At 34.1% G+C, this 22,253-nt stretch carries 28 protein-coding genes and 1 other RNA gene; 5 read left to right on the top strand and 24 right to left on the bottom strand.

What is annotated here, in order from left to right:
• From AQ616_RS09555 to AQ616_RS09480, 16 genes are all read right to left on the bottom strand, one after another.
• The coding region (locus AQ616_RS09555) for a hypothetical protein (RefSeq protein ID WP_139136346.1) at positions 1 to 250 on the bottom strand (250 nt) is incomplete at its 3' end.
• A 129-nt stretch (positions 251 to 379) separates the two neighbouring features.
• The gene (locus tag AQ616_RS09550) at positions 380 to 706 is read right to left on the bottom strand and encodes a hypothetical protein (protein ID WP_069685642.1); all 327 of its coding nucleotides are present in this window, start codon (positions 704 to 706) and stop codon (positions 380 to 382) included.
• Positions 706 to 1,287 (bottom strand): RusA family crossover junction endodeoxyribonuclease, encoded by a 582-nt coding sequence (locus AQ616_RS19900; protein ID WP_240490487.1) that lies wholly within the window; start codon positions 1,285 to 1,287, stop codon positions 706 to 708. Before AQ616_RS19900 ends, AQ616_RS09550 begins: the two co-directional genes overlap by 1 nt.
• A gap of 140 nt (positions 1,288 to 1,427) precedes the next feature.
• Positions 1,428 to 2,270: a P-loop NTPase family protein gene (locus AQ616_RS09540; RefSeq protein ID WP_069685641.1), complete on the bottom strand. Its 843-nt coding sequence runs from the start codon at positions 2,268 to 2,270 to the stop codon at positions 1,428 to 1,430.
• A complete protein-coding gene (locus AQ616_RS09535; RefSeq protein ID WP_069685640.1) occupies positions 2,270 to 3,328 on the bottom strand; it encodes a sigma-70 family RNA polymerase sigma factor in 1,059 nt (352 codons plus the stop codon). The genes AQ616_RS09540 and AQ616_RS09535 overlap by 1 nt, the downstream gene beginning before the upstream one ends.
• A 14-nt stretch (positions 3,329 to 3,342) precedes the next feature.
• On the bottom strand, positions 3,343 to 4,095 hold the full coding sequence (locus AQ616_RS09530) for a conserved phage C-terminal domain-containing protein (protein WP_069685639.1): 753 nt from the start codon (positions 4,093 to 4,095) through the stop codon (positions 3,343 to 3,345).
• Between the two features lie 96 nt (positions 4,096 to 4,191).
• Positions 4,192 to 4,872, bottom strand: coding sequence for a BRO family protein (locus tag AQ616_RS09525; RefSeq protein WP_069685638.1), 681 nt, complete (start codon positions 4,870 to 4,872; stop codon positions 4,192 to 4,194).
• A gap of 10 nt (positions 4,873 to 4,882) precedes the next feature.
• Positions 4,883 to 5,521 (bottom strand): beta clamp domain-containing protein, encoded by a 639-nt coding sequence (locus AQ616_RS09520; RefSeq protein ID WP_069685637.1) that lies wholly within the window; start codon positions 5,519 to 5,521, stop codon positions 4,883 to 4,885.
• Between the two features lie 146 nt (positions 5,522 to 5,667).
• Entirely contained in the window at positions 5,668 to 6,009 is a 342-nt protein-coding gene (locus AQ616_RS09515) for an HNH endonuclease (RefSeq protein WP_069685636.1), read from the bottom strand.
• A 4-nt stretch (positions 6,010 to 6,013) separates the two neighbouring features.
• Positions 6,014 to 6,589, bottom strand: coding sequence for a YqaJ viral recombinase family protein (locus AQ616_RS09510; protein ID WP_069685635.1), 576 nt, complete (start codon positions 6,587 to 6,589; stop codon positions 6,014 to 6,016).
• Positions 6,570 to 7,220 (bottom strand): Sak single strand annealing protein, encoded by a 651-nt coding sequence (locus AQ616_RS09505; protein ID WP_069685634.1) that lies wholly within the window; start codon positions 7,218 to 7,220, stop codon positions 6,570 to 6,572. The genes AQ616_RS09510 and AQ616_RS09505 overlap by 20 nt, the downstream gene beginning before the upstream one ends.
• A 10-nt stretch (positions 7,221 to 7,230) precedes the next feature.
• Complete coding sequence (locus AQ616_RS09500; protein WP_069685633.1) at positions 7,231 to 7,545, bottom strand: hypothetical protein; 315 nt, start codon at positions 7,543 to 7,545, stop codon at positions 7,231 to 7,233.
• A gap of 160 nt (positions 7,546 to 7,705) precedes the next feature.
• Positions 7,706 to 8,293 (bottom strand): hypothetical protein, encoded by a 588-nt coding sequence (locus AQ616_RS09495; RefSeq protein WP_069685632.1) that lies wholly within the window; start codon positions 8,291 to 8,293, stop codon positions 7,706 to 7,708.
• 104 nt (positions 8,294 to 8,397) lie between these two features.
• Entirely contained in the window at positions 8,398 to 8,640 is a 243-nt protein-coding gene (locus AQ616_RS09490; RefSeq protein WP_069685631.1) for a hypothetical protein, read from the bottom strand.
• Positions 8,641 to 8,691: 51 nt separating this feature from the next.
• Positions 8,692 to 8,904 (bottom strand): helix-turn-helix transcriptional regulator, encoded by a 213-nt coding sequence (locus AQ616_RS09485; RefSeq protein ID WP_276206856.1) that lies wholly within the window; start codon positions 8,902 to 8,904, stop codon positions 8,692 to 8,694.
• A gap of 28 nt (positions 8,905 to 8,932) precedes the next feature.
• Complete coding sequence (locus AQ616_RS09480; protein WP_069685630.1) at positions 8,933 to 9,196, bottom strand: helix-turn-helix transcriptional regulator; 264 nt, start codon at positions 9,194 to 9,196, stop codon at positions 8,933 to 8,935.
• A 146-nt stretch (positions 9,197 to 9,342) separates the two neighbouring features.
• Between AQ616_RS09480 and AQ616_RS09475 the strand changes: the two genes are divergently transcribed.
• The 3 genes from AQ616_RS09475 (at position 9,343) to AQ616_RS09465 (ending at position 11,360) form a co-directional block, all read left to right on the top strand.
• Positions 9,343 to 9,729, top strand: coding sequence for a helix-turn-helix domain-containing protein (locus AQ616_RS09475; RefSeq protein ID WP_069685629.1), 387 nt, complete (start codon positions 9,343 to 9,345; stop codon positions 9,727 to 9,729).
• 127 nt (positions 9,730 to 9,856) lie between these two features.
• Entirely contained in the window at positions 9,857 to 10,081 is a 225-nt protein-coding gene (locus AQ616_RS09470) for a helix-turn-helix transcriptional regulator (RefSeq protein ID WP_017797614.1), read from the top strand.
• Between the two features lie 187 nt (positions 10,082 to 10,268).
• A complete protein-coding gene (locus AQ616_RS09465; protein WP_069685628.1) occupies positions 10,269 to 11,360 on the top strand; it encodes a tyrosine-type recombinase/integrase in 1,092 nt (363 codons plus the stop codon).
• A 63-nt stretch (positions 11,361 to 11,423) separates the two neighbouring features.
• Here the strand turns inward: AQ616_RS09465 and ssrA are convergent.
• The 6 genes from ssrA to secG all read right to left on the bottom strand — a co-directional run bounded on the left by ssrA (position 11,424) and on the right by secG (position 16,874).
• Positions 11,424 to 11,787: a transfer-messenger RNA gene (ssrA, locus tag AQ616_RS09460) on the bottom strand.
• A gap of 106 nt (positions 11,788 to 11,893) precedes the next feature.
• Complete coding sequence (gene smpB / locus AQ616_RS09455) at positions 11,894 to 12,361, bottom strand: SsrA-binding protein SmpB (protein ID WP_011066817.1); 468 nt, start codon at positions 12,359 to 12,361, stop codon at positions 11,894 to 11,896.
• A gap of 184 nt (positions 12,362 to 12,545) precedes the next feature.
• A complete protein-coding gene (zupT, locus tag AQ616_RS09450; RefSeq protein ID WP_069685627.1) occupies positions 12,546 to 13,352 on the bottom strand; it encodes a zinc transporter ZupT in 807 nt (268 codons plus the stop codon).
• Between the two features lie 189 nt (positions 13,353 to 13,541).
• Positions 13,542 to 15,758 (bottom strand): ribonuclease R, encoded by a 2,217-nt coding sequence (gene rnr / locus AQ616_RS09445; protein WP_240490485.1) that lies wholly within the window; start codon positions 15,756 to 15,758, stop codon positions 13,542 to 13,544.
• Between the two features lie 37 nt (positions 15,759 to 15,795).
• On the bottom strand, positions 15,796 to 16,536 hold the full coding sequence (locus tag AQ616_RS09440; protein WP_017797618.1) for an alpha/beta hydrolase: 741 nt from the start codon (positions 16,534 to 16,536) through the stop codon (positions 15,796 to 15,798).
• Positions 16,537 to 16,640: 104 nt separating this feature from the next.
• Positions 16,641 to 16,874, bottom strand: coding sequence for a preprotein translocase subunit SecG (gene secG / locus AQ616_RS09435; protein ID WP_017797619.1), 234 nt, complete (start codon positions 16,872 to 16,874; stop codon positions 16,641 to 16,643).
• 237 nt (positions 16,875 to 17,111) lie between these two features.
• On the opposite strand from secG, the gene AQ616_RS09430 reads away from it, so the two are divergent.
• The gene (locus AQ616_RS09430) at positions 17,112 to 18,017 is read left to right on the top strand and encodes an alpha/beta fold hydrolase (protein ID WP_069685625.1); all 906 of its coding nucleotides are present in this window, start codon (positions 17,112 to 17,114) and stop codon (positions 18,015 to 18,017) included.
• Positions 18,018 to 18,107: 90 nt separating this feature from the next.
• On the top strand, positions 18,108 to 19,823 hold the full coding sequence (gene ptsP / locus AQ616_RS09425; RefSeq protein WP_069685624.1) for a phosphoenolpyruvate--protein phosphotransferase: 1,716 nt from the start codon (positions 18,108 to 18,110) through the stop codon (positions 19,821 to 19,823).
• 40 nt (positions 19,824 to 19,863) lie between these two features.
• On the opposite strand, the gene AQ616_RS09420 is transcribed toward ptsP, so the two are convergent.
• Positions 19,864 to 20,847: a nucleoside hydrolase gene (locus tag AQ616_RS09420; RefSeq protein ID WP_069685623.1), complete on the bottom strand. Its 984-nt coding sequence runs from the start codon at positions 20,845 to 20,847 to the stop codon at positions 19,864 to 19,866.
• Between the two features lie 113 nt (positions 20,848 to 20,960).
• Positions 20,961 to 22,250 (bottom strand): phosphopyruvate hydratase, encoded by a 1,290-nt coding sequence (gene eno / locus AQ616_RS09415; RefSeq protein ID WP_017797623.1) that lies wholly within the window; start codon positions 22,248 to 22,250, stop codon positions 20,961 to 20,963.
• Between the last annotated feature and the right edge of the window lie 3 nt (positions 22,251 to 22,253).

Below are 22,253 nucleotides of genomic sequence, written 5' to 3'. Positions count from 1 at the left end.
TAAGGACAGGCACTACATGTTTTAATTCTTCGTTCTGGTCTTTTAATACTCTGCGCTTTCGTAAAACGTCCTGCATTTGTTTATATGCTTTAAAACCATCGCGAGCATTTAAATCAACTAACTCCATGTAGTGCATTAAGTCCATTCGTTCTTGCTCTAGTTGCTTAATCTGATCTAAATTATCCCCGTATATTTTTGGTAATTCTCTAATAGCATCACGAACATGATTTATGGTTTGTTCAATGTCCATTCCCTCACTCCTTACCAATTTTTAAAGAGTTCATAATATGTTTTTTGCCAATATTGGGATAACTTAGGATTGAATTTGTTTGTTGTTCCTTGCCTTCTGCGTTCACTTATTTTGAATTTAATTATCATTTCACACCTCTGATTGATACCTTGATATAGTTTGTAATCCGTTTAATTCACTTTGCAATGCTCTTAATGACTCTACAGCGCTCTTATACTTACCATCTGCTAGATCACGAGCAAGTTTTAATTCTGCTACATTACCTCGTGCTACATCCGGTATAAGAGTAGCTTGTACTCCTTTTGCTTTGAGTTTCATAATCTCGATGGATAGAGCTTGTCTATACTCGTACTCTGTTTCAGCTTTTTCACGAGCCATTTTGTGTATTTCATTAGTTGCCTTTTCGATACGTCTACTTGCATGTATCATCATCTGGATAATGTTCTGGAGTTCCATTAGATAAACTCCTTGATATTGACCTGTATTCTAGGATTCTCTTTATCAATGACGAATCTGTGAGATACATCACCGATCTGTTTCCAACCGTCATTTTTTAATACTCCTGCTTTTACTAACCCATCAAAGATAAATTTCTGACCAGCCATGATGTTATCTTTGTCTTGACGTTTATCTATGCAATACCAGACAATCTCAAAATCTGCGCTTTCTACTTTTTCTAGATTCATAGCATGAATTTGTACTAATGCAGTAAAATCTTTCTTCATGTTGGAATACTGCATGTGGTGTTTTTTGCTTGCTGCTATAATTTTATTCATGTTAGGTAAAGCTCCTGGTATTTCAAATGTTTGCATGGTGTAATCGTTTCTCCCTTCAAATGGTCCTACAAATTCGCCATCTATTACTGCTCTATGAATCAATACAAGGAATACAACAACTTCATGTGAATTAGTCATTTTTGCAATATCTTTGTATCCAAAACCTTCTAGATTTAATTCAACAATTTCATTAAAGGTTGATTCTTTAGGTGTTAAATTAAAGCCATCGAGTAAAAATATGAGTTTTTCTGTTACTTTCATTTATTCATCACTGCCAATGACTTTCTTAGATGTTCTAAATTACGGTCATATTCTCTTCGCTGTTGTTTAATACATTCGAGATTATTACAAGGCTCAATTACTACGAATGAGCTATAATACTGCGTTTTGCAATCACACATCTATTTCAGTCCTTTCACCCGGTGGTCTGGACCATAAACTTGAAGTATCTTCGCTCCAGATGCCATCCTGCTTAATATTCGTTTACCATGTGTTTCACCGTACTTTTTTTTAACCTCAGCACTACTGTAATTTAAGTTGTATAGATTACATTTGCCTTGTCTGCTATCCAATATTTGATAAGTTATATCACCGGACCATGTTTCAAAGCCATTATCTGACTTAGATCGTTCCCCTGCTATTTCGTCTAAAATAAGCACGTCAGCTTTTGAAATGGTTTCTAGGATGATTGACTCTGTTAAATCCGTTTGACCCTTATACGTGCTTTGTATGAGCTTCATAAGCTCCGGTACTTTGGCAAAGATAACAATTTTATTTACTTCAAAGTTCTTATCCTTACCTTGCCAATCTCGACCAATCCACAATACCTTTTGTTTTTCTAATTCTCGTGCAGCACATCGGAATAAATGTGATTTTCCTGTACCAGGGTCTCCTTGAAGTACCAAAGCTTGATGTTTATCCTGTATTAATTCTTGTACTAGATTCATAGCTTCAGTTTGTTCATCAGTCTTTGGCACATAATCCTCAAAGGTGACGTTTTCAAGTTCTGGTGGTATATAATTAATCGTTTTTGCCTTGTTTGCCAATTCTCGCCTTTTTAAAGGCTCATAGCCGTCCGTTTGTTGTTTGGCTAGTTTAGTATTCTCACAGGTTAAACAAACGCTGTATTGCTCTCCTTTGCGTTCATAAATGGGAACTGTGCTTTTACAAGTCTCACACGTTCGAGAGCCTACTTGTTCAATTCCTTGTGATTTTAGAATGTCTACATCTTTAATTGATTTCATTACCCAACAACCTTTTCCACCAGAGCTAAATATTGTGTAATTAATTTATTCGTTTCTCTTAACGCTTCTAATTTCGAATCACTTAATTGTTCTGTTGATGATGAAACTTGTAACTGGTTTTTTAAATCTAAAATCACTTTATCTTTTCGCTTTCCTTCTTCAAGAAGCTCATAATACTTATCTTCTGCTGCTTGAGTATTACGATTCACTACCGGCGCAGTGCCTTTTACTTTAGAATCAATAGTTCTTTTATGTTTTTGCTTAAAGTTGTAAATAGATTGTGAAGATACACCCTTTTCTACTGCAATATCACTATCAGTCATTTTCTTTTGGTATTTTTTATCAATAAATTCTTCAACTGTCATATTTAGTTTTGGCATTTGTTCACCCTCCTGGTACTTTTTGTACTTTTCACCGATCTTTTTAAGTTCTCTGCTACATTGAACCTGAGATAAACCAAGTTTTGAACCAATTTCACTTTGTTTTGCACCATTCATTCTTAATTCAAGAACATTAATTTCTCTTTGTGTTAAAAAGGTTTTAAATTCATCGACAAACATTTCAGTATAATCTTGATTTTTTCCAAGAGTATCTTCTACAGTGATTTCACCAGAACTATCATCGTTAAATACTGGTTCATCAAATGACATTTCATATGTGATACTTTCAAGCGCATATAGCACTTTTTTTCTTGCTTCCCCAGTAACTTCACATATTTCCTCTACTGACTTCTCAAGGAGGTTTTCTTTTTTTATTCGATTAGCTAAATCTGTTACTCCTCTTCCGACTTTAACGAGCTTAGAACGGTCTCTAATTAATCTAGCTATATGACCTTTGATGTATGGAACAGCAAAAGTTGAGAATTTAAAACCGTAGCTTTCATCAAATTTTCTATATGCTTGTAACAACCCAATACAGCCTTCATTGAAGAAATCATCTTTTTCAAATCTGTTGACCGTTGCATAAGGAGCGAATTTCTTAACTACTGACCAAACTAAATTTTGATTCTGTTCAACAAATACACTTTCTTCTGTTTCTAAACCCTCTATAACTTTCATATTTGTTCACCTCGTTAAAACATGTGATCGTAGGCATCACCTGTCTCTTTCTGTGATTCTTGGTTAAGATAACCTTCAAACTTATTCCCAAAGAGTGTTTCTGGTCTTAGATACTGGCTCATTTTAGAGTCATTCTTCCATTCCTTTGTTTTTGTATCTACGACCTTTTTAAAATCATCTAATCTAAATCCTTCATTCCAACGAGCTTTAATACATGTTTTGGTTTTATTGGTTGATGCTTTATATTTTTTCCCTGCGGAGGAATTTAGATATTCGATTATTTCAGAGAAGGGAATGTTTTTTACTTCTACTTCTCTTTCTTCTTCTACTTCTCTTTCTATTTCTCTTTCTTCCCCTAGGTCTATACCTACCGTATCTATACCGTATCCATACTCTTTACATTTTGTAATAAAAAGTTGCACAAACCCTTGATACTTCACGCTTTCTAACTCTTTCTTAATAAGTGAAGTTACCTTTGGAGAGTTAATCCAGTTAAACTTCGTCCAATTTAAAATCATGATCTCTCGTGTCGGTTCGTGATAAGAAATTTTTCCATATTCTTCAAAACGATGAATTAATTTATCAACTGTTTCTCTGTTGTAGCCTGTTTCAGTTTCCATAATTCTTTTAGGAAGCTCATATATGCCACATTGAGAAGTTTTACTATTTGTCATAAGGTACAAGTAGAAATATTTTTCTTCCGGTGTTAGGTCCAGAACAAACCCATCCTGCCAAAACTCCACATGAACTTGCCTGTATTTAGCCATTTTCAACCACCTTTATAAAATTAATTGGCATATTCTTGTCCAAATCTGATATACTGTTATAAATAACTTTTGAAAAGGGAGGGTAATGCGCCAACATTACCCAATGAGTAAACGGAAAGTTTCTTTACCTTTAGGTGTGACTAAGGTTTGAACATCAGCTTTTCCGTTTCTCTCCCACTCTTTCAATTCAAATAACTCCGGTACATACTTCATATAAGGTTTTAATTTCTTCTTTTGATCACGATATACATAACCACTTTCAATTAACCATTCAACAAACTTCTTTTGCCCTATATGCAATTCTTTTGCGGTATCTCTAAAATTAGTTAATAGTTTTCTTTCTACAAGAGCATCAAAGTACTCTGCTTTTGGTTGCGCTGTTTCAAGTGCTTTGATAGTCCTTTCATGGGCTTCCACTTCGTTTGCATATGCTCTTAATGCTTCTGGTAAAGTTTTTGGAATTTGAATAGTATATGATCCTGTTTTTCTGATTGATGGTATAACATCATGTGTTATCCAACGCTTAAACTGTTTAGCTTCTGGTTTACGACTTGATAGCACAAGACTGTATAATCCGAATTCGTTTACTATATTCGCCTCGCCTTGACGACCTAACTTGAAGTTAGACCGTTCATCTTCATCCAATCGAGCTACTACCTTTGATGGATTACTAAGCTCCAACACATTACATACATCTTTAGCAACAAACCAAGGTTCATCATTGATTTCTACAATTCTGATACTTTTACCATCAAACACTTTAGTTAGTTGGTTCATATAACCCCTCCTAATAAGTTCTAACTGGCAAGATAACGACCTTAACTACATCTTTACTTTCCATAACAAAAGGTGTCATTGAGGTTTTGAAATAAAAGGTAATTTCGTCTGTATTCATTTTTGCGAACACTTCTAAAGCATCTCTCATGTATTCGACATTAAAAGCTATGCCGTCTATTTCCGGTTTGCTGTAATCTTCATACGGCAAGCTTAAAGCTAGATTAAGCTCGTTTGATTCTGCTACCATTTTTTCATCTAAGAAACTAAATCTGATTACTTTGTTGTGTACTCTCATAGTTTTCATTAATTGATTAAAGGATTTAAATATTTGTAGCCATATTTTTACTTGTTGATTATTTAGTTTTATGGATTCAAACTGTTCATCATTATTTATTATTTTTTCTATATCTGGGTACTCTCCATGAGCAGCCATTAAATTTTTAGGATTAATTAATAAATCCTCGGAATATCCGTGAATATTATAAAATTGAATTGCCCTATGAGAATCTGTAGCTAGAAGATCTCCATTGCTTTTGTGTAATGAATATTGTAAGAGTGCTCTAGCTTCATGTTTGCTAACAAACTTTTTAACTAGTTCCATTGCCAAACCGTAATTTTCTTTATGAACAAACTGTAAATCTGTATTCATTTTTTTATCCCCTTTCGCATATAGCGTAATGTTTTCTAACTTCTACAACGTGATATCCTTTATAACGTGACATGTATTGTTTTACTAATTTCAATAAATGATCTTCATCTTTTGCTATACTCCACAACATCTTAGGTAAGATAACTCTAGTTGTTACTTGAGACTCCATAGTATTCCATCAACTCCTGTCTTTTAGATAATCGCCACTCCCTACCATCCTTGGTGTAATCAGCAAAATGATGACAGGTTCCAGAGTTAACAGATGGACCACAAAGTAATGCTACATTCCAAGGTTCATCACCTCGCCCACCCTGTGAAGCTTGTACCAAATGAGCCATTTCAAAAGCATATGCTTGATATGTTCCGCATCTTTCACATTGACCACCAGAGCGGTGTTTCACTTCTTCACGTACTTTAGGTGTAATCTTGCTTAATTGCCCACGTTTGGGTTTTCTGCGCTTATGGTTTGGCTTAGGCACAGGCTGCATATAATCACTCCTTTGGAAATATCATTAAATCTCTACAATGTTCTAGATATTCCACTCTCTGCCTGTGTTCCTGTAATTGCTCTGCACTAATATTCACTGGTATTTCAAAGAGCTTGTACAAGTCTAATGAGTCAAAAGGATAAAGCAGTCTTTCTTCATCAACTTGATATGCAATGATTGAAGCATTTGGAAGCTCAAATACATACATATAATGAATAAGTTGACGTTTGTAATTCGGTGGTATTTTACCGCTTATAAGCCATTCGAAAGCTTTAGAAGTTGCTTTTACATCCGATACCTTATCACCCAAAATATAGTCAGTATTTGCTCTTGCTATGCCTTTTACTTTGGATTCATCACGTATCCCTATAACTCCGTTTTCCGATTCATATAAATCTATAATGTCGTGTTCTAAGATAGTTCCAATAGCCATGCTTTTATTATTAAATTCTTCTTCCGGTACTTCTGCTAACTTCTTTTCCCACCACTTTATAAAAGTCTTAGTGTCGTATTTCATGTAAATCATATTGGCTTCCGAACCACCGATATATTTAAATCGATCACTGGTTGTTGTTATCATTTAGAATCACATCCAATTGACCAATAACGATTTTCTTAGCTGCATGATCATTTGAACGATATAACTTAGTAAAATCTTCTTTAGAACTTTGGAGAATGTCATATAATTCTTCTTTGCTTCCGACCTTCTGCAACGCTCTAGCAAATAATGAAGTTATCTGGTCATTTAATGATTTAGTTTCGTCTTGATTCATTTCTTTCTGTATATCTTTATCTGTATTGATAATGTGTTCTTCTTTAATCCAAAGGCTAAGACCTAAACCAGTGTTAATTGCTACAGCTTTTACGAATCCACGTTGTTTAGCTTTGTTTATGTCTAGTTGAGTAGGGTTACTAACTACATAGATTCCATTTACTACTGGGTAATCTTCTTCATATTTCTGACCATCAACTTCTACCCAAACCCTCACAAATGGTGATTCTCCGTTATGGTTGTAAAAGCATGGATAGCCTTGCTCGTTATAGATCATTCCGTATTTAACCGTTTGAGCTCCATTTTCATGTAGCAACTTAATGCAGTTAGCCCACTCTAGGTAATCCAATGTTTGTTTTGAATTCTTTTTGACTGGTCTTTTTGCAACCTCTTTCGATATATCTAAATTAAATAATTCTTGAAATGATTTTAAAGCCATGGTTTACCTCCTACATGAAATCCGATAGTTTATGACCTGCTTCTCTCATTGCATATTCTTGTTCAGTTAATCCGTATGGGTTGGATGGTTCAGCTTTTTCTTCGACAAGACAAAATACTTTAAGGTCTTCAATATAAAAATATTTTTTGTATGGATAAATGAGGTCACTTCGTTCTTCATAAAATACTTCTTGATCATTAATAATTTGATCGAATATAAAATCTGTAACGTGCAATTGTGGACCAGTGTAATCAATAGTTAATGAAATAAACTCCCTATCGTTGTTAATAACTTCTACAGCTTCAACCATTTTATTTAAATCCATTTCCAAAACACCTTTCCTTGTGGTATAATCCACATTAATAATTTAGTTTTCTGACTCACTGACTGCCATCAGTGGGTTTTTTCATGCAATTACTAAATAAATTAATAGAGTTATTACAAGTGAACCAATCAATGCATCTCTCAATAGTTGACACCTCCTTTCAGTTGCAATTTCCATTTACTAAACATGGGTCTACACTTAGCTTTTGAATTGCTGGTAATTGTGATTCAGCGCCTTCAAAATCTTCCATATCAATACCTAATTTGACTAATGCATCATAAGCCTGTTTACCAGTTGTAGAACTTTTAATAGTTGCATCTAATTCACGTTTTAAAGTTGATAGCTTATATTCCTTGCTGATTGTTTCTTTCAGGTCCTTCTTAGCTTTATCTACTAACTTATCCGCATTGTATTTAGAGTAATTCGAATTATTTAGTACAGCTCGTTTAATTTTGTGAGTTTCTTCCCTGGTAATATCGTTCTTAATATCTGAAATATTCCTCAAATCTCTTACATTACTTTTTCTAGTCCATGATTCGTAATCATTTACATGTTCCATAGTTTCCTCTAATTCATCAGCTAGTTTAGTGAGTTTCTTAGCAAAGTGATTTATGCCTTTTAACTCATTTTCGAGATGTGTTTTGATATTTAAATCCATGTATTTATCAATCTCTTCCGTTAATTCTTTCTGTTTCCCAGATACTTTCTTTTCCACAAAATCATATAAAGATTGTTTAGTTATTTTCATTTAATCCCTCTCCTTTTTAATGACTAAAATAAGTACAACCTAAGAAAAATAAACAACCCAATATTCCACACACAACATAATAGTTGCCACTTTCACCAATACGCTTAAACATAAGTTTTACTTCCAACATAAGTCCAAGCCTGTTCATCAACTTCACGATCTATTTTCTTTCTGTTTAGTGACATTAATGTTTCTAGTGAGTGATTCATTTCAGCAAGTACATCATTCTTTGTACTAAACTCTGCATTTTCAGCCATGTTAACTGCTTTCATGGTGGAGTTAAATAGATTTTCTACTGTATCTAATACTGTTGCGTAATCCTCTAATAAATAATGTTCCTTTAGCATTTCTTAACCTCCCCTACTGTATAAGACGATTTACAACTTCATTTATCACACTTAACTTGCATCATCTTCTGACCAAAACAAATCATTCAAAGTACAACCAAATAATTTACATAGTCTTTTAGCTTCAGAGATTGTAAATTCACCTCTTCCGCTTTCTTTTCTGTAATATGTTTGTTTATCTATGCCGAGAAACTTAGCTGTTTTTTCTTGATTCATACGTTTCTCTCTTCTTAGGATGAATAGTTTGTGGTTAATCTTGAACACCTCCTCTCAAAAGTTCATGAATCTTGAACTATGTTTGTAAAAAAATTTCGTCAAAGCGCCTACCGAACAATTCACTAATCCAAAACGTTTCTTGAAGTTTAAAAGACGTTTTCCCTTGTTCTTTTCTAATGTATGACTTGGTAGAAATACTTAAGAATTTTGCCATATCTTCATAACTTAAATTATGAGATATTCGTAATTCTGCTAACTTTTTTTGTTTATTCTGATTGTGCTCCTCTGTACTATTTCTACTAAGAAAAATTGAATTAGTATCTTTTGTCTTAATTTCCAATACCTCCCTCCTTTGGATAAGTTCATAATACATGAACATATATGCTTAAGTCAATATAAATATTCAAATATCTTGAAAAAATATGTTTAAATATCATAAAATATGATATTATATAGATAAAATTAATATTCGATGGAGGATTTGAAATGAACGAGAAAGCATTAAAAGAGTATGTAGGAGAAAGAATTAAAGAAAAAAGAAAGCTAAAGAAAATGACTCAAAAAGAGTTAGGCTCAAAGATTGGAGTAAAAAACAATACGATATCACAATACGAAAAAGGAATATCTTCACCAGATCACAATAAATTATTTGAAATAGCACAAGTATTAGGTTGTAATGTAGATGATTTATTTCCAGAAAAACAACATAATGAGTTAGATAAAGCATTAAAGTTGGCGAATAGTTTGCAAGTTAAAGATGTTGAATTTTTAAATAGTCTGATTGAAAAGACCCTCTCACTAGATGAAAGCGAAAGGGAAAAATTTCTAGAAAGTATTAAATTTACAGTTGAATACTACGATAAAATGAATTAAATAATTGCGATTTTTCAGTCTTTGCTTGTTATAATTTTTACATATTCGATTAACAACTTTAGTTCATCTTCAGTCAATTCTACCATCGCCCCTTATGTATGAAAATTTGAGTAAATGAGGTGTCTGTTTGGCTTTTAAAGTCGGAAGATGCCTACTTCAACATCAACTTGATGTTCGTAATATGACTCAAAAAGAATTGGCTTATAAATTAAATATCACGCCTCAGCAAATTAGTAAGTATGTTAGAAATAAGCAAAAAATGTCGATTGAGGTTGCTGGTAACATTGCCATGATATTAGGTTGTAATATTGAACATCTATATGAGTGGATTGAAGTAGGTAAACAAGAGTAGATTGTATCTACTCACCGACTTAAATCAGCTGAACAGCTTATAAATAAGGACTATTTACTTACTAATATTATCTAATATTTACCAATGTTTGTACAATGGTAAAAAGTACCAATGTTGTTTCGTTAATGTTATTATATCATTATACGAACATATGTTCTAGTATTATTTTTGAAAGGAGAACAAAATCATGGCAGTTTACAAAGATAAACAAAGCGGAAAATATTATTTTTACTTAAAAATATACCAAAAAAACGGTAAAGTTCGACAGGTTAAAAGAAGGGGTTTTGATTCTTCAAGGGAAGCAAAAAAAGCTGAAGCTATATTTTTAGCTGATTTAGAATTTGAAGAAGAGAATGGAGAAAATCCAACATTTGAATTTGTAGCTGAAGAGTATATGGCTTGGTATAAAAAAAGAAGAAAAGAATCTTCTTACAGTAAGATCAGTGGGATAATAAATAATAATCTAGTTCCTCTTTTCGGAAATAAGAAACTTAAACAAATAAGAGTTCGAGACATAACACGATTCCAAGATAAACTTATTGATCAGTATGCTCCCTCGCATGTAAAAAAGATTCATACAGTTATGTCTGCTATTTTTAATTTTGCTATTAAACAGGAATACACAAAAGAAAACCCCGCTAAGATTGCAGGTAATGTTGATTTAGAAGAAGAAAAGCATATTAATTTTTGGACGTTAGATGAGTTCAAAGAGTTTATACAGCATGTAGATGATTTTCTATATTACGTACTATTTATGACCTTGTATTATAGTGGGATGCGTAAAGGGGAACTACTAGCCCTTACGTGGGCAGATATAGACTTTGAGAACAATACGATCAGCATAAATAAAACGTCTTACAATCGAAATATAACTACACCTAAAACTAAACAATCTGTTAGAACTATATTGATGCCTAAGCATGTTATGAGATTATTGTCTCAATTAAAAGCCCAAAACAACCCTAAAATATCTTATGTAGTGTTCGGAGAATTTCACGATCATGTATCAACTACAAACTTAGATAGACGGTTCGCTAAGTACGTTGCAGCTTCAGAAGTTAAAAAGATACGATTGCATGACTTTAGACACTCACACGCAACTTATTTAATTAATAGAGGGTATATACCAGCTTTAATCGCTAAGCGATTAGGTCACAGTGTTGCAACCACGTTGAATATTTATAGTCATTTATATCCTTCTACAGAACAAGAAGCCATCAACCAGATGGAAGATGACTTCAAGCAAGCAAAAATATTAGAATTTAAACGTGAATCGTAAAATGTATTCCATTTTGTATACCACCATTTTACAAACCCTGTTAAATCAACGAAAGTTATGTATTGGTGGAGACGGAGGGAGTCGAACCCTCGTCCAAGGATATCGCCACTCAGGCTTCTACACGCGTAGTTGGTATATTATCATTCGCTCTCATGTCGGCCTACCAACAGGCTTTCATGGAGCTAGCCTGATTAGTTTCATCTACAAATCCCCAGGCGGAGGATCGTAGCATAGCCCGCTTAATTTGAGACCCTTCAATCTGCCACACGGGCAATGCCAGGAAGGATCGTTTTAGGCTACTTACGCAGCTGCTAAAACAGGTTGATTGTTTTCTTTGCCAGTTATATTTAGGCATAACGTTTTACGAGCCGTAACCTCGACGTGCAACCTGAGCTCAATCTATCCCTGTCGAATCCGTAACGTCCCCATAAGGAGAGAAACGCTCGGGAATGAGCTCATTTCTGATATTTAATTATATACTTATTATAACAAACCCAGGCTAAAAATCAAGTACTGGCAACATTTAGCAAAGATTAACGCATATGATCTTTAATGGCACGATCCACATCTCGTTTCATTTGCTTCTGTTTTAGATCTTCTCGCTTATCATATTTCTTTTTCCCTTTTCCAAGACCAATTAAAACTTTAGCAAATCCATTTTTTAAATAAATTTTTAATGGCACTAATGCATATCCCTGTTGTTGTGTTAAACCAATTAATTTATCAATTTCCTTTCGATGCAATAATAATTTACGAGATCGGGTTGGATCATGATTATAACGGTTTCCTTGCTCATATTCTGCTATATGCAAATTAATTAATTGTACTTCACCTTTTCTATCTATTCGCGCATGTGAATCTTTAATGTTTACTCTACCATTACGAATTGATTTGATTTCAGTTCCATGAAGAACGATACCAGCTTCGTACGTATCCTCTATGAAATAATCATGTGAAGCTTTTTTATTTTGTGCAATTACTTTTCCATTTCCTTTTGGCATAACCGTTCCTCCTACTAATGTGTGTTCAAAATGAAGATGAAAAGGACGAGTAAATTGACACATATCGTGAAATTGTAGATAATTCTCCTTTGTATCGAATTATCACTCCATTCATTCGTCTTTTGAACAACGATAGACCTTTATTCTACCAAATAAATAAGTGTATTCCAACTGGAACACACCCTTATGCTAAGAATAATAAACTGACTGCCATAAGTGCCATACCTGAAATTACACCATACATCGACATATGAGCTTCATCATATTTTCGAGCTGCCGGTAATAATTCATCTAACGATATAAACACCATTATACCAGCAACCATCGCGAAAATAATTCCAAACATCAAATCATTTAAGAATGGCATTAAGATAAGGATAGCAACAATTGCACCTAAGGGTTCAGCTAGGCCAGATAAGAATGAATATTTAAAAGCTTTTTTCCGATCACCGGTAGCATAGTATATTGGAACAGAAACAGCAATTCCTTCTGGGATATTATGAATCGCTACTGCAATTGCAATCGCTAAACCAATAGAAGGGTCATGTAATGTCGATACGAAAGTTGCAATTCCTTCTGGAAAATTATGAATGGCGAGTGCTAACGCTGTAAAAAGTCCCATTTTCATTAAATCTGGATCTCGTAAAGGTTGTTTCGGCTTCTCCATATCTTCTACTTTTTTCACTTCATGGGGATTTGTATATTTAGGAATAAACCGATCGATAAATCCAATTAATAACATTCCACCGAAAAAGGCTATAACAGTAAGCCAATATCCTTCCGTGTCGCCAAGATACGCAGTTAGTGAATCTTTCGCTTTAAAGAAGATATCAACCATCGATACATATATCATTACTCCTGCAGAAAGCCCTAAAGCAAATGACAAAAATTTCGTATTGGTGGTCTTAGCCATAAAGGCAATTAAACTCCCAACACCTGTTGCTAATCCCGCAAATAACGTAAGCAAGAATGCTATTAACATGCTATCCATCCATGATTCCCCCACATAGTTGTTCCATCTGTTTTGAAGATTAATTTTTAATTCATTATATACTGAAAAAAATAATTAGTCATTATACAATCTTCTTCACTTATATGTTATAAGCCTATTTTATGTTACTCAAATGAACTTATCCAAAAAGCTACATGAACGAAATTTTATCATTCATGTAGCTTTTATTTATCTATTCTTTTTCTTCTTTGGCTTTGTTTTTTTAGAAGATTGAACTACTTTTTTCGGTATTCGCTGTCTCTTTTTCTTTTTTGGACTGGCTTTACCAGTAGAAACTAATTCAAAATCAACTGTGTACTCATCTGTATTCACATCCACCACTTTAACATCTACTTCATCACCTACACGATAAACATTCGCAGTACGCTCACCAATCAGCGCTTGACTACGTTCATCAAAGTGGTAATAATCATCTGTTAAATAACTGACATGAATAAGACCTTCTACCGTATTTTCTAATTCAACAAACATACCAAAATTGGTAACTGAACTAATTAATCCTGTAAACTCTTCACCTATTTTGTCTTTCATATACTCTGCTTTTTTCAATTCATCCGTATCACGTTCCGCATCAACTGCTCTTCTTTCACGCTCTGAAGTATGTCTAGCAATTTCAGGCATACGAGATTTCCAATGTTTCAACGTTTTACTATCCATATTCTTTTCAATCAAGTATGTTCGAATTAATCGATGAACGATTAAATCTGGATAACGTCTAATTGGAGATGTAAAATGTGTATAGAAATCAGTTGCTAAGCCAAAATGTCCAATGCTTTGAGGATCATATTTAGCTTGCTGCATAGAACGTAACATTAATTTAGAAACAATCATCTCTTCTGGTTCCCCGCGAATAGAATCAATAACTTTCTGTAGTTCCTGAGGATGAATGTCATCTGCTGTACCTTTAACAGAAATACCCAAACCTGCTAAAAAGTCAAAGAATTTTTCTAATTTCCCTTCATCTGGTTCTTCATGAATACGATGGATAAATGGTACATCCAACCAATGAAAGTGCTCAGCAATAGTTTCATTCGCTGCAAGCATAAATTCTTCAATAAGTCGCTCAGCAACAGAGCGTTCTCTTATCGCTACATCGGTTGGTCTTCCCATATCATCTACTAGAACATGAGCTTCTTTGAAATCAAAATCAATTGCACCACGGCCAAATCGTTTTTCTCTTAAGATAGAAGCTAATTTCTCCATTTCCTCAAACATCGGAACAAGTGGTTCATACTTGTTTCGTAGTTCTTCATCTTCATCTACCAGAATCTTATTCACATCACTATAAGTCATGCGTTCAGTTGAATGAATGACGCTTTGAAAAATTTCATGTTCTACTACCTGGCCTTGATGATTAATTTCCATTTCACAACCAAGCGTTAATCGATCAACTTTAGGATTTAACGAACATATTCCATTAGATAGTCGATGAGGTATCATTGGAATAACTCGATCAACTAAATAAACACTTGTTCCTCTTTCCAAAGCTTCACGGTCAATAGGAGAGTCCTCCTTTACGTAATGACTTACATCAGCAATATATACACCAAGTTTGTAATTACCGTTATCTAGTTTTTTAACTGTTACTGCGTCATCTAAGTCTTTTGCATCTGCGCCATCAATTGTAACGATTGTTTCATTTCGAAGATCTCTTCTCCCTTTTATCTCTTCTGGATGGATTTCTTCTGGTGTCTTTTGTGCCTGTTCTAGCACATCTTCAGGAAAATCAACTTGAATTCCATGTTTATGAATAATCGATAGAATATCAATTCCTGGATCATTTTTATGACCTAGAATATGAATAATTTCACCTTCAGCACTATTGCGGCCTTCGGGATACTTGGAGATGCGAGCTATTACCTTATGTCCCTGTACTGCTCCATGTGTATTTGCTTTAGGGATAAAAATATCACTTGGAATACGCTTATCGTCAGCTATAACAAATCCAAACGAACGGTTATCTTCATACGTACCCACTACTTGAATGACTGCTCTTTCTATAATACGAATGACTTTACCTTCTGGTCTTGCCCCCTCAGAATATGGTTTTTCTAAGCGAACTAACACTTTATCGCCATTCATTGCTGATCCCATATCATTTGCATGGATATATACATCTGTTGCATCCTCATCCTCAGGAATTAAGAATGCAAATCCTTTCGCGTGCATTTGAATGCTTCCTTTTACTAAATTCATCTTATCCGGTAGCCCAAATCTATTTTTCCTTGTTCGAACTAATTCTCCTTCAAGTTCTAATTCATTTAACGCTTTGATTAAATCTTTGAATTCATCTGCATTCTCAAGTTGAAATTCTTCCTCTATTTCTTGTACAGACAATGGTTTTGTCCCAGATTCTTTAAAATACTTTATAATTTGCTCTTTCATTCTTTCACCTTCTTTCATAATATTCTTTTCCTTTTTATTACCAATTTAAACTCTCTAGAAACTGATAAATATCTTCATGGAGCTGTTCTTTTTCTTTATCCATCGTTATTACATGTCCAGACTCTTCATACCATTTAATTTCTTTTTGGGAAGCTTCTATATTATCATAAATATAATTGGCACTGTCGGTATTAATCATTTTGTCATTTCTAGCCTGTACCACAAAAGTTGGTGTATAAATCATATCGATATTCGATTTTACTTCATTAATCGTCTTTGCTACACCTTTAAATAAGTCTTTGGATTTATCCATCAATTGATTCACTTCGTCTTCGATAACTTCTTTATCTTTCTTCTCCAATTGTTTAAATTCTGTAGAAAATTGACGGAACCCTTTTGTTAATTCCTCTTCATTATCAAAGAACATTGGAGAACACATAGTTACAATACCTTTAATTTTTTTTGAATAAGCTAATTTAAGTCCTAAAACCCCTCCCAAGGAAAGACCCGCAACTGCAATTTCTTCATATCCCAAATCTTTCAGATGATTATATGCAGCTTCCACATCTGCCCACCATTGTTCAGGGTTACTTTTAATTAATTCTTCAGGTGGTTGTCCATGTCCTCTATAAATTGGAGCATGAGAAGTATACCCTTTTTTCTCCAAAAATCTACCTAACATACGTACGTCTGCTGAATGACCTGTAAATCCATGTAGTAATAATACTGCTTTATCTCCTGCTTCAAATGTAAATGGCTCTGGTAACTTAATTTTCATTCTCTCTATCTCCTTTATCGTCTCTATTACTTTACCCGTTCTTCAAGGTTCTACAACGTAAAAATAAAAAATCCTTACCACATAAGTGATAAGGAATCGCTTCTTTATTGTAAAACGTAAGCTGCTAAAAAGGCTAATACAAAGAATAGAACACCTGTTACAATTGTAGAACGATGTAATACTAAATCTATTCCTCTTGCTTTTTGCTTACCAAATAATTGTTCTGCTCCTCCGGAAACGGCTCCTGATAACCCAGCACTTTTTCCAGATTGTAATAAAACAAGTGTAATCATCACAATAACATCAATAACAAGCAATACATTTATCACAGTAATCATGTGTTCCGACACCTCCTGTATCCGACAATACCTAACATATACTTTATCATATAATGGATTTATTTAGCAACATGAATTATTATATTATTTTTAAACGTCGGTAATTTTAGCTCCATTTATTATGTAATTGAACCCATTAAGGAATAGATTCAATTCTATAAATTTTTTGTATGTTTTGCAATTATCATTACAGCGTCATAAAATATTAATATATATATTAACAATAGGAGGAAACTCATGGAACAATCCTATTATTTAACAATGCAAGATCAGACCAAACTACATGTAAAGCAATGGAATCCCAATACAAATCCAATTGGAATCATCCAAATTGCACATGGGATGGCTGAACACATCTCCCGCTATCAATATTTTGCAGAATACTTTATCAATGAAGGTTTTATTGTATTAGGAAATGATCATCGTGGTCATGGTAAAACCGGTGAACAACATGTTCAAGGTTTTTTCGCAGATGAAGATGGAAAAGCAATTGTCATTCAAGATATGTATGAAGTAATGCAAATAACTAAAAAGCATTACCCTTTTCTTCCATACTATTTTGTCGGTCATAGTATGGGTTCATTTTTAATGCGAAATTTTATTCAAAAATACAGTGATTGCATCGATGGATTAATATTAACCGGTACGGGGCACTATCCAAGAATAACAAGTTTTTCGGGACGATTTCTAGCATCTCTACTCCCACCACATGATAAATCTAGGCTAATGAATTATTTAGCTTTCGGAAATAGTAATAGACGAATTCCTTCCCCAGCACATAAATATAGTTGGTTAACTAGAGATCTAGAACAAGCAGTTGCGTATGAAGACGATCCACTATCAGGATATATACCAACTGCTCGTTTCTTTTATGATCTACTTGATAGTATTCATTCCATGCTAAATCCTAATTTAAATTGTAACATTCGTAAAGATCTTCCTTTACTTTTACTAAGTGGGGATGCAGACCCTATTGGAAGATACGGAAAGGGTATTTGGAAAACTGCAAACATATACCATAAATTAGGATTGGGTAATATTACCATTAGCATCTTTGAAGATGGGCGACATGAATTATTTAATGATATATGTAGAGATGAAGCGTTTACAATGATAAATAGTTGGTTAAAAGCATATCTATAGGGATTCTATTAGTTGCACCATATAGGAAAAATGATTTAAAATATACAAGGATACAAAATACTACATACCCATGAAGAAAGGATGTTCAGCATGGCACAAAATATCGAAGGAATTGCAGCTTCTTCTGGCATTGCAATTGCTAAGGCATACGAACTAAAAACTCCTGATCTGTCATTCGAAAGAAGTAACATAGATGATCCAGTTAGTGAAATTACTCGCCTTGACAAAGCTTTAGAGATTTCTAAACAAGAACTTGAAAAAATCAAAGCGCATACACTCAAAGAAATTGGCGAGGAACACGCGGAAATCTTTTCTGCACATTTATTAGTTTTAAGTGATCCTGAACTGATAGGTCCAATGCAAGACAAAATTAACGAAGAGAGAATAAACGCTGAAGCTGCTTTAGATGAAGTAGCAACAATGTTTGTTGAAATGTTTAAAGCAATGGATAATGAATACATGAGAGAACGTGCAGCTGATATCCAAGACGTTACCAAGCGTGTGATGTCTCACCTTTTAGGTGTCACTTTCCCAGATCCTGCACTTATTGATGAGCAAGTAGTTGTTATTGCAGAAGATTTAACTCCATCGGATACTGCTCAACTAAATCGTGAATTTGTTAAAGGTTTTGCAACTGATATTGGCGGTAGAACCTCTCACTCGGCAATAATGGCACGTTCACTAGAAATTCCTGCTGTTGTAGGCACAAAAAATATTACTTCATCCGTACAAAAAAATGATTTAATTATTGTAGATGGATTAGATGGAAATATCATAATTAATCCATCAGACGACGAAATACAAACATATAAACAAAAACAAGCAGATTTCGCCAAAAAACAACAAGAATGGGCAAAACTAAAAGATGAGCCTAGCTTTACGAAAGATGGTGAACAAGTTGAACTTGCCGCTAATATTGGTACTCCTGATGATGTTGAAGGAGTATTAAACAATGGCGGAGAAGGTGTAGGTTTATATAGAACAGAATTTTTATATATGGGTAAATCTGAACTTCCTTCTGAGGACGAGCAATTCGACGCTTATAAAGCAGTTTTAGAAAAGATGGATGGTAAACCTGTAGTAGTTCGTACTTTAGATGTAGGTGGAGATAAGGAAATTAGTTATTTAGATCTTCCAAAAGAGCTAAATCCTTTTCTAGGTTATCGTGCAATTCGTTTCTGCTTAGAGAATGAACATGTATTCCGTCCACAATTACGTGCATTACTTCGTGCTAGTGCTTATGGAAACTTGAAAATTATGTTTCCTATGATTGCTACAATTGAAGAGTTCCGTCAAGCTAAAGCTCTATTAATCGAAGAAAAAGAGTCCTTAAAAAATGATGGAATTGAAGTTTCTGATGATATAGAAATAGGAATTATGGTAGAAATCCCATCTACAGCTGTTATTGCAAAACAATTTGCAAAAGAAGTTGATTTCTTTAGTATCGGTACAAATGACTTGATTCAATACACAATGGCTGCAGATCGTATGAATGAGCAAGTCTCTTATCTATACCAGCCATATAACCCTGCAATTTTAAACTTAATTAATACGGTTATTGAAGCAGCCCATGCTGAAGATAAATGGGTAGGCATGTGCGGTGAAATGGCAGGAGATTCAATTGCTATTCCTTTATTAGTAGGGCTTGGTTTGGACGAGTTCAGTATGAGCGCAACTTCTATACTTCCTGCTAGAACACAATTACTAAACCTAAGTAAAAAAGAATTAGTAAAAGCAAAAGATCAATTCCTAGCAATGAGCACATCAGAAGAAGTAGTGGCATTTGTTAAGGAAATAATGGAATAAAAGATTAACGCTGATAGGTTCTCATCATACAAGTGAGAACCTATTTTTCATTTTTATATAACGACCGATCAAATTGACCACTCGACATAATTGTCATAAAATCGAAAAAGAATTGCTGATATTCCATTTGAAAAGCAATTTGATGGTTATTTGTCTCCGTAATAGCATAATATTCATCTTCATAGGGTCGTATATCGGCAATACTTTGTCCCCTCTCCTCACCTAACAATGATTGGACAATCATTATCGGTCTACTAAAAAATTGAAACATATCTTTATTTTTTATTGCCATTAATACTAATACATCATGCATGGGGCTTCCCATAATTGACGGATCTCTTTTTTTATAAAAATCATAGTAATAATCAATCATTGGCTTTACAATAGAAATTTGTCCGACCTGATCAATATAATTTACCATTTCAGGAGTAACTATTGCTTGATTTGATACATTAAGTGGTAAGATCGTCAGGTTAGTAGCAAAGCGCATCACTAATTGTGCGGCTACTGGATCACCGTGAAAATTGGCTTCAGCTACAGCTGTAATATTTCCAGGAACCCAAAATGCTCCCCCCATAATATAAATTCCTTTTACTTTTCCCATTAAATCTTCATATAATATAAATAATGTTGCTAAGTCGGTTAGCCTGCCAATATTAGCTATGTATATATCTTCATATTTTTCAATTATATCGATTATCTGTAAAAAGTTTTCAACAACCTCCGCATCATTTATAGGAGGAATAATCGGGCCCATACCGTACTCACCATGAATATCCGATACTTCTTTTGGTATTTCCCCTGTCATTGGACGCTGTGCACCCAATATTAATGGTACCTGTAGATCTTTATAATTTAATAGATCTTGTATGTAACTAATTGTATTTGTGGCTTTCTCACGACTTATATTTCCATATGATGCGACTACTGCAACAACTTCTATTTCTTCATCTAATGCGGCATAAATGAGCGTAATAATATCATCAATACCTATATCACCAAATAACAATACTTTCTTTACCATAATTACCCCCTTTGTTTAACTTATGCTTAAAAGTAGCAAACTTTCCTAAATTAGATATGAAGTATATAAAAAAACTACAATCAGAGTAATAACTCCAATTGTAGTTTTTTGGCTTATTTGTTAGCTAAATTGTAGAAAGAAGCTAACCCACCATACTCACCCATACCAGCTAATTCATCTTCAATACGAAGTAGTTGGTTATATTTTGCTACACGATCAGTACGAGACGGTGCGCCTGTTTTGATTTGTCCAGCGTTTGTTGCTACTGCAATATCAGCAATTGTAACATCTTCAGTTTCACCAGATCGGTGAGAGATGACAGCTGTATAGCCAGCGCGTTTTGCCATTTCAATTGCTTCAAATGTTTCTGTTAGTGTTCCGATTTGGTTTACTTTAATTAAGATAGAGTTACCAATACCTTGGTCGATACCTTTAGAAAGTTTATTCGTATTTGTTACGAACAAGTCATCTCCAACTAATTGAACTTTATCACCAAGACGATCAGTTAGGATTTTGAAACCATCCCAGTCATTTTCATCTAATCCATCTTCAATAGAGATTATTGGGTATTTAGAAATCATTTCTTCATACCAGTCTACCATTTCTTCAGAAGAACGAACAACGCCTTCACCTTTAAGGTTATACTTACCATCACTGTAGATTTCAGAAGCAGCTACGTCCATAGCAAGTTTCACTTCTTCTCCTGGCTTGTAACCAGCAGCTTCAATTGCTTCTACAATAGTTTGTAAAGCTTCTTCATTAGAGCCTAAGTTCGGAGCAAATCCACCTTCATCACCTACAGCAGTGTTATAGCCTTTAGAACTTAGTACTTTTTTCAATGCATGGAAAATTTCTGCACCGGTACGTAATGCTTCTTTAAATGTTGGAGCACCAACAGGCATAATCATAAACTCTTGTATGTCTACGTTGTTGTCTGCATGTTCTCCACCATTTAAAATGTTCATCATTGGTGTTGGTAGTGTTTTGGCATTGAATCCACCTAAATAGTTGTATAAAGGTACTTCTAAATAACTTGCTGCTGCATGTGCTGCTGCCATGGATACTCCAAGGATTGCGTTCGCACCTAATTTACCTTTATTTTCAGTTCCATCTAAATCGATCATTAAAGCATCAATAATGTTTTGACGAGTAACATCGATACCAATAAGTTCAGGAGCAATTACTTCATTTACATTTTCGACTGCTTTTTGAACTCCTTTACCTAAATAACGATCTTTGTCACCGTCACGAAGTTCAACTGCTTCGTACTCACCAGTTGAAGCTCCGCTTGGTACAATTGCAGAACCAAACGCTCCTGACTCTGTAAAAATTTCTACCTCAATTGTTGGATTACCTCTTGAATCTAGGACTTCTCTTGCATAAACATCTGTAATATATGGCATATT

Origin of the sequence: Oceanobacillus sp. E9, assembly GCF_001741975.1 — a bacterium.
GTDB lineage: Bacteria > Bacillota > Bacilli > Bacillales > Amphibacillaceae > Oceanobacillus > Oceanobacillus kimchii.
Note: the sequence above shows the minus strand (reverse complement) of the source record. Positions and strands in the feature narration are given on the sequence as shown.

Coding starts and splice junctions, on each gene's coding strand:
- AQ616_RS09500 (WP_069685633.1), bottom strand. CDS start 7,545: ATGGATTTAAATAAAATGGTTGAAGCTGTAGAAGTTATTAACAACGAT.
- zupT (WP_069685627.1), bottom strand. CDS start 13,352: ATGGATAGCATGTTAATAGCATTCTTGCTTACGTTATTTGCGGGATTA.
- AQ616_RS09540 (WP_069685641.1), bottom strand. CDS start 2,270: ATGAAATCAATTAAAGATGTAGACATTCTAAAATCACAAGGAATTGAA.
- rnr (WP_240490485.1), bottom strand. CDS start 15,758: ATGAAAGAGCAAATTATAAAGTATTTTAAAGAATCTGGGACAAAACCA.
- secG (WP_017797619.1), bottom strand. CDS start 16,874: ATGATTACTGTGATAAATGTATTGCTTGTTATTGATGTTATTGTGATG.
- AQ616_RS09440 (WP_017797618.1), bottom strand. CDS start 16,536: ATGAAAATTAAGTTACCAGAGCCATTTACATTTGAAGCAGGAGATAAA.
- AQ616_RS09515 (WP_069685636.1), bottom strand. CDS start 6,009: ATGCAGCCTGTGCCTAAGCCAAACCATAAGCGCAGAAAACCCAAACGT.
- AQ616_RS09490 (WP_069685631.1), bottom strand. CDS start 8,640: ATGCTAAAGGAACATTATTTATTAGAGGATTACGCAACAGTATTAGAT.
- AQ616_RS09550 (WP_069685642.1), bottom strand. CDS start 706: ATGGAACTCCAGAACATTATCCAGATGATGATACATGCAAGTAGACGT.
- AQ616_RS09420 (WP_069685623.1), bottom strand. CDS start 20,847: ATGGTAAAGAAAGTATTGTTATTTGGTGATATAGGTATTGATGATATT.
- smpB (WP_011066817.1), bottom strand. CDS start 12,361: ATGCCAAAAGGAAATGGAAAAGTAATTGCACAAAATAAAAAAGCTTCA.
- AQ616_RS09495 (WP_069685632.1), bottom strand. CDS start 8,293: ATGAAAATAACTAAACAATCTTTATATGATTTTGTGGAAAAGAAAGTA.
- AQ616_RS19900 (WP_240490487.1), bottom strand. CDS start 1,287: ATGAAAGTAACAGAAAAACTCATATTTTTACTCGATGGCTTTAATTTA.
- eno (WP_017797623.1), bottom strand. CDS start 22,250: ATGCCATATATTACAGATGTTTATGCAAGAGAAGTCCTAGATTCAAGA.
- AQ616_RS09535 (WP_069685640.1), bottom strand. CDS start 3,328: ATGAAAGTTATAGAGGGTTTAGAAACAGAAGAAAGTGTATTTGTTGAA.
- AQ616_RS09475 (WP_069685629.1), top strand. CDS start 9,343: ATGAACGAGAAAGCATTAAAAGAGTATGTAGGAGAAAGAATTAAAGAA.
- AQ616_RS09525 (WP_069685638.1), bottom strand. CDS start 4,872: ATGAACCAACTAACTAAAGTGTTTGATGGTAAAAGTATCAGAATTGTA.
- ptsP (WP_069685624.1), top strand. CDS start 18,108: ATGGCACAAAATATCGAAGGAATTGCAGCTTCTTCTGGCATTGCAATT.
- AQ616_RS09430 (WP_069685625.1), top strand. CDS start 17,112: ATGGAACAATCCTATTATTTAACAATGCAAGATCAGACCAAACTACAT.
- AQ616_RS09465 (WP_069685628.1), top strand. CDS start 10,269: ATGGCAGTTTACAAAGATAAACAAAGCGGAAAATATTATTTTTACTTA.
- AQ616_RS09505 (WP_069685634.1), bottom strand. CDS start 7,220: ATGGCTTTAAAATCATTTCAAGAATTATTTAATTTAGATATATCGAAA.
- AQ616_RS09510 (WP_069685635.1), bottom strand. CDS start 6,589: ATGATAACAACAACCAGTGATCGATTTAAATATATCGGTGGTTCGGAA.
- AQ616_RS09530 (WP_069685639.1), bottom strand. CDS start 4,095: ATGGCTAAATACAGGCAAGTTCATGTGGAGTTTTGGCAGGATGGGTTT.
- AQ616_RS09520 (WP_069685637.1), bottom strand. CDS start 5,521: ATGAATACAGATTTACAGTTTGTTCATAAAGAAAATTACGGTTTGGCA.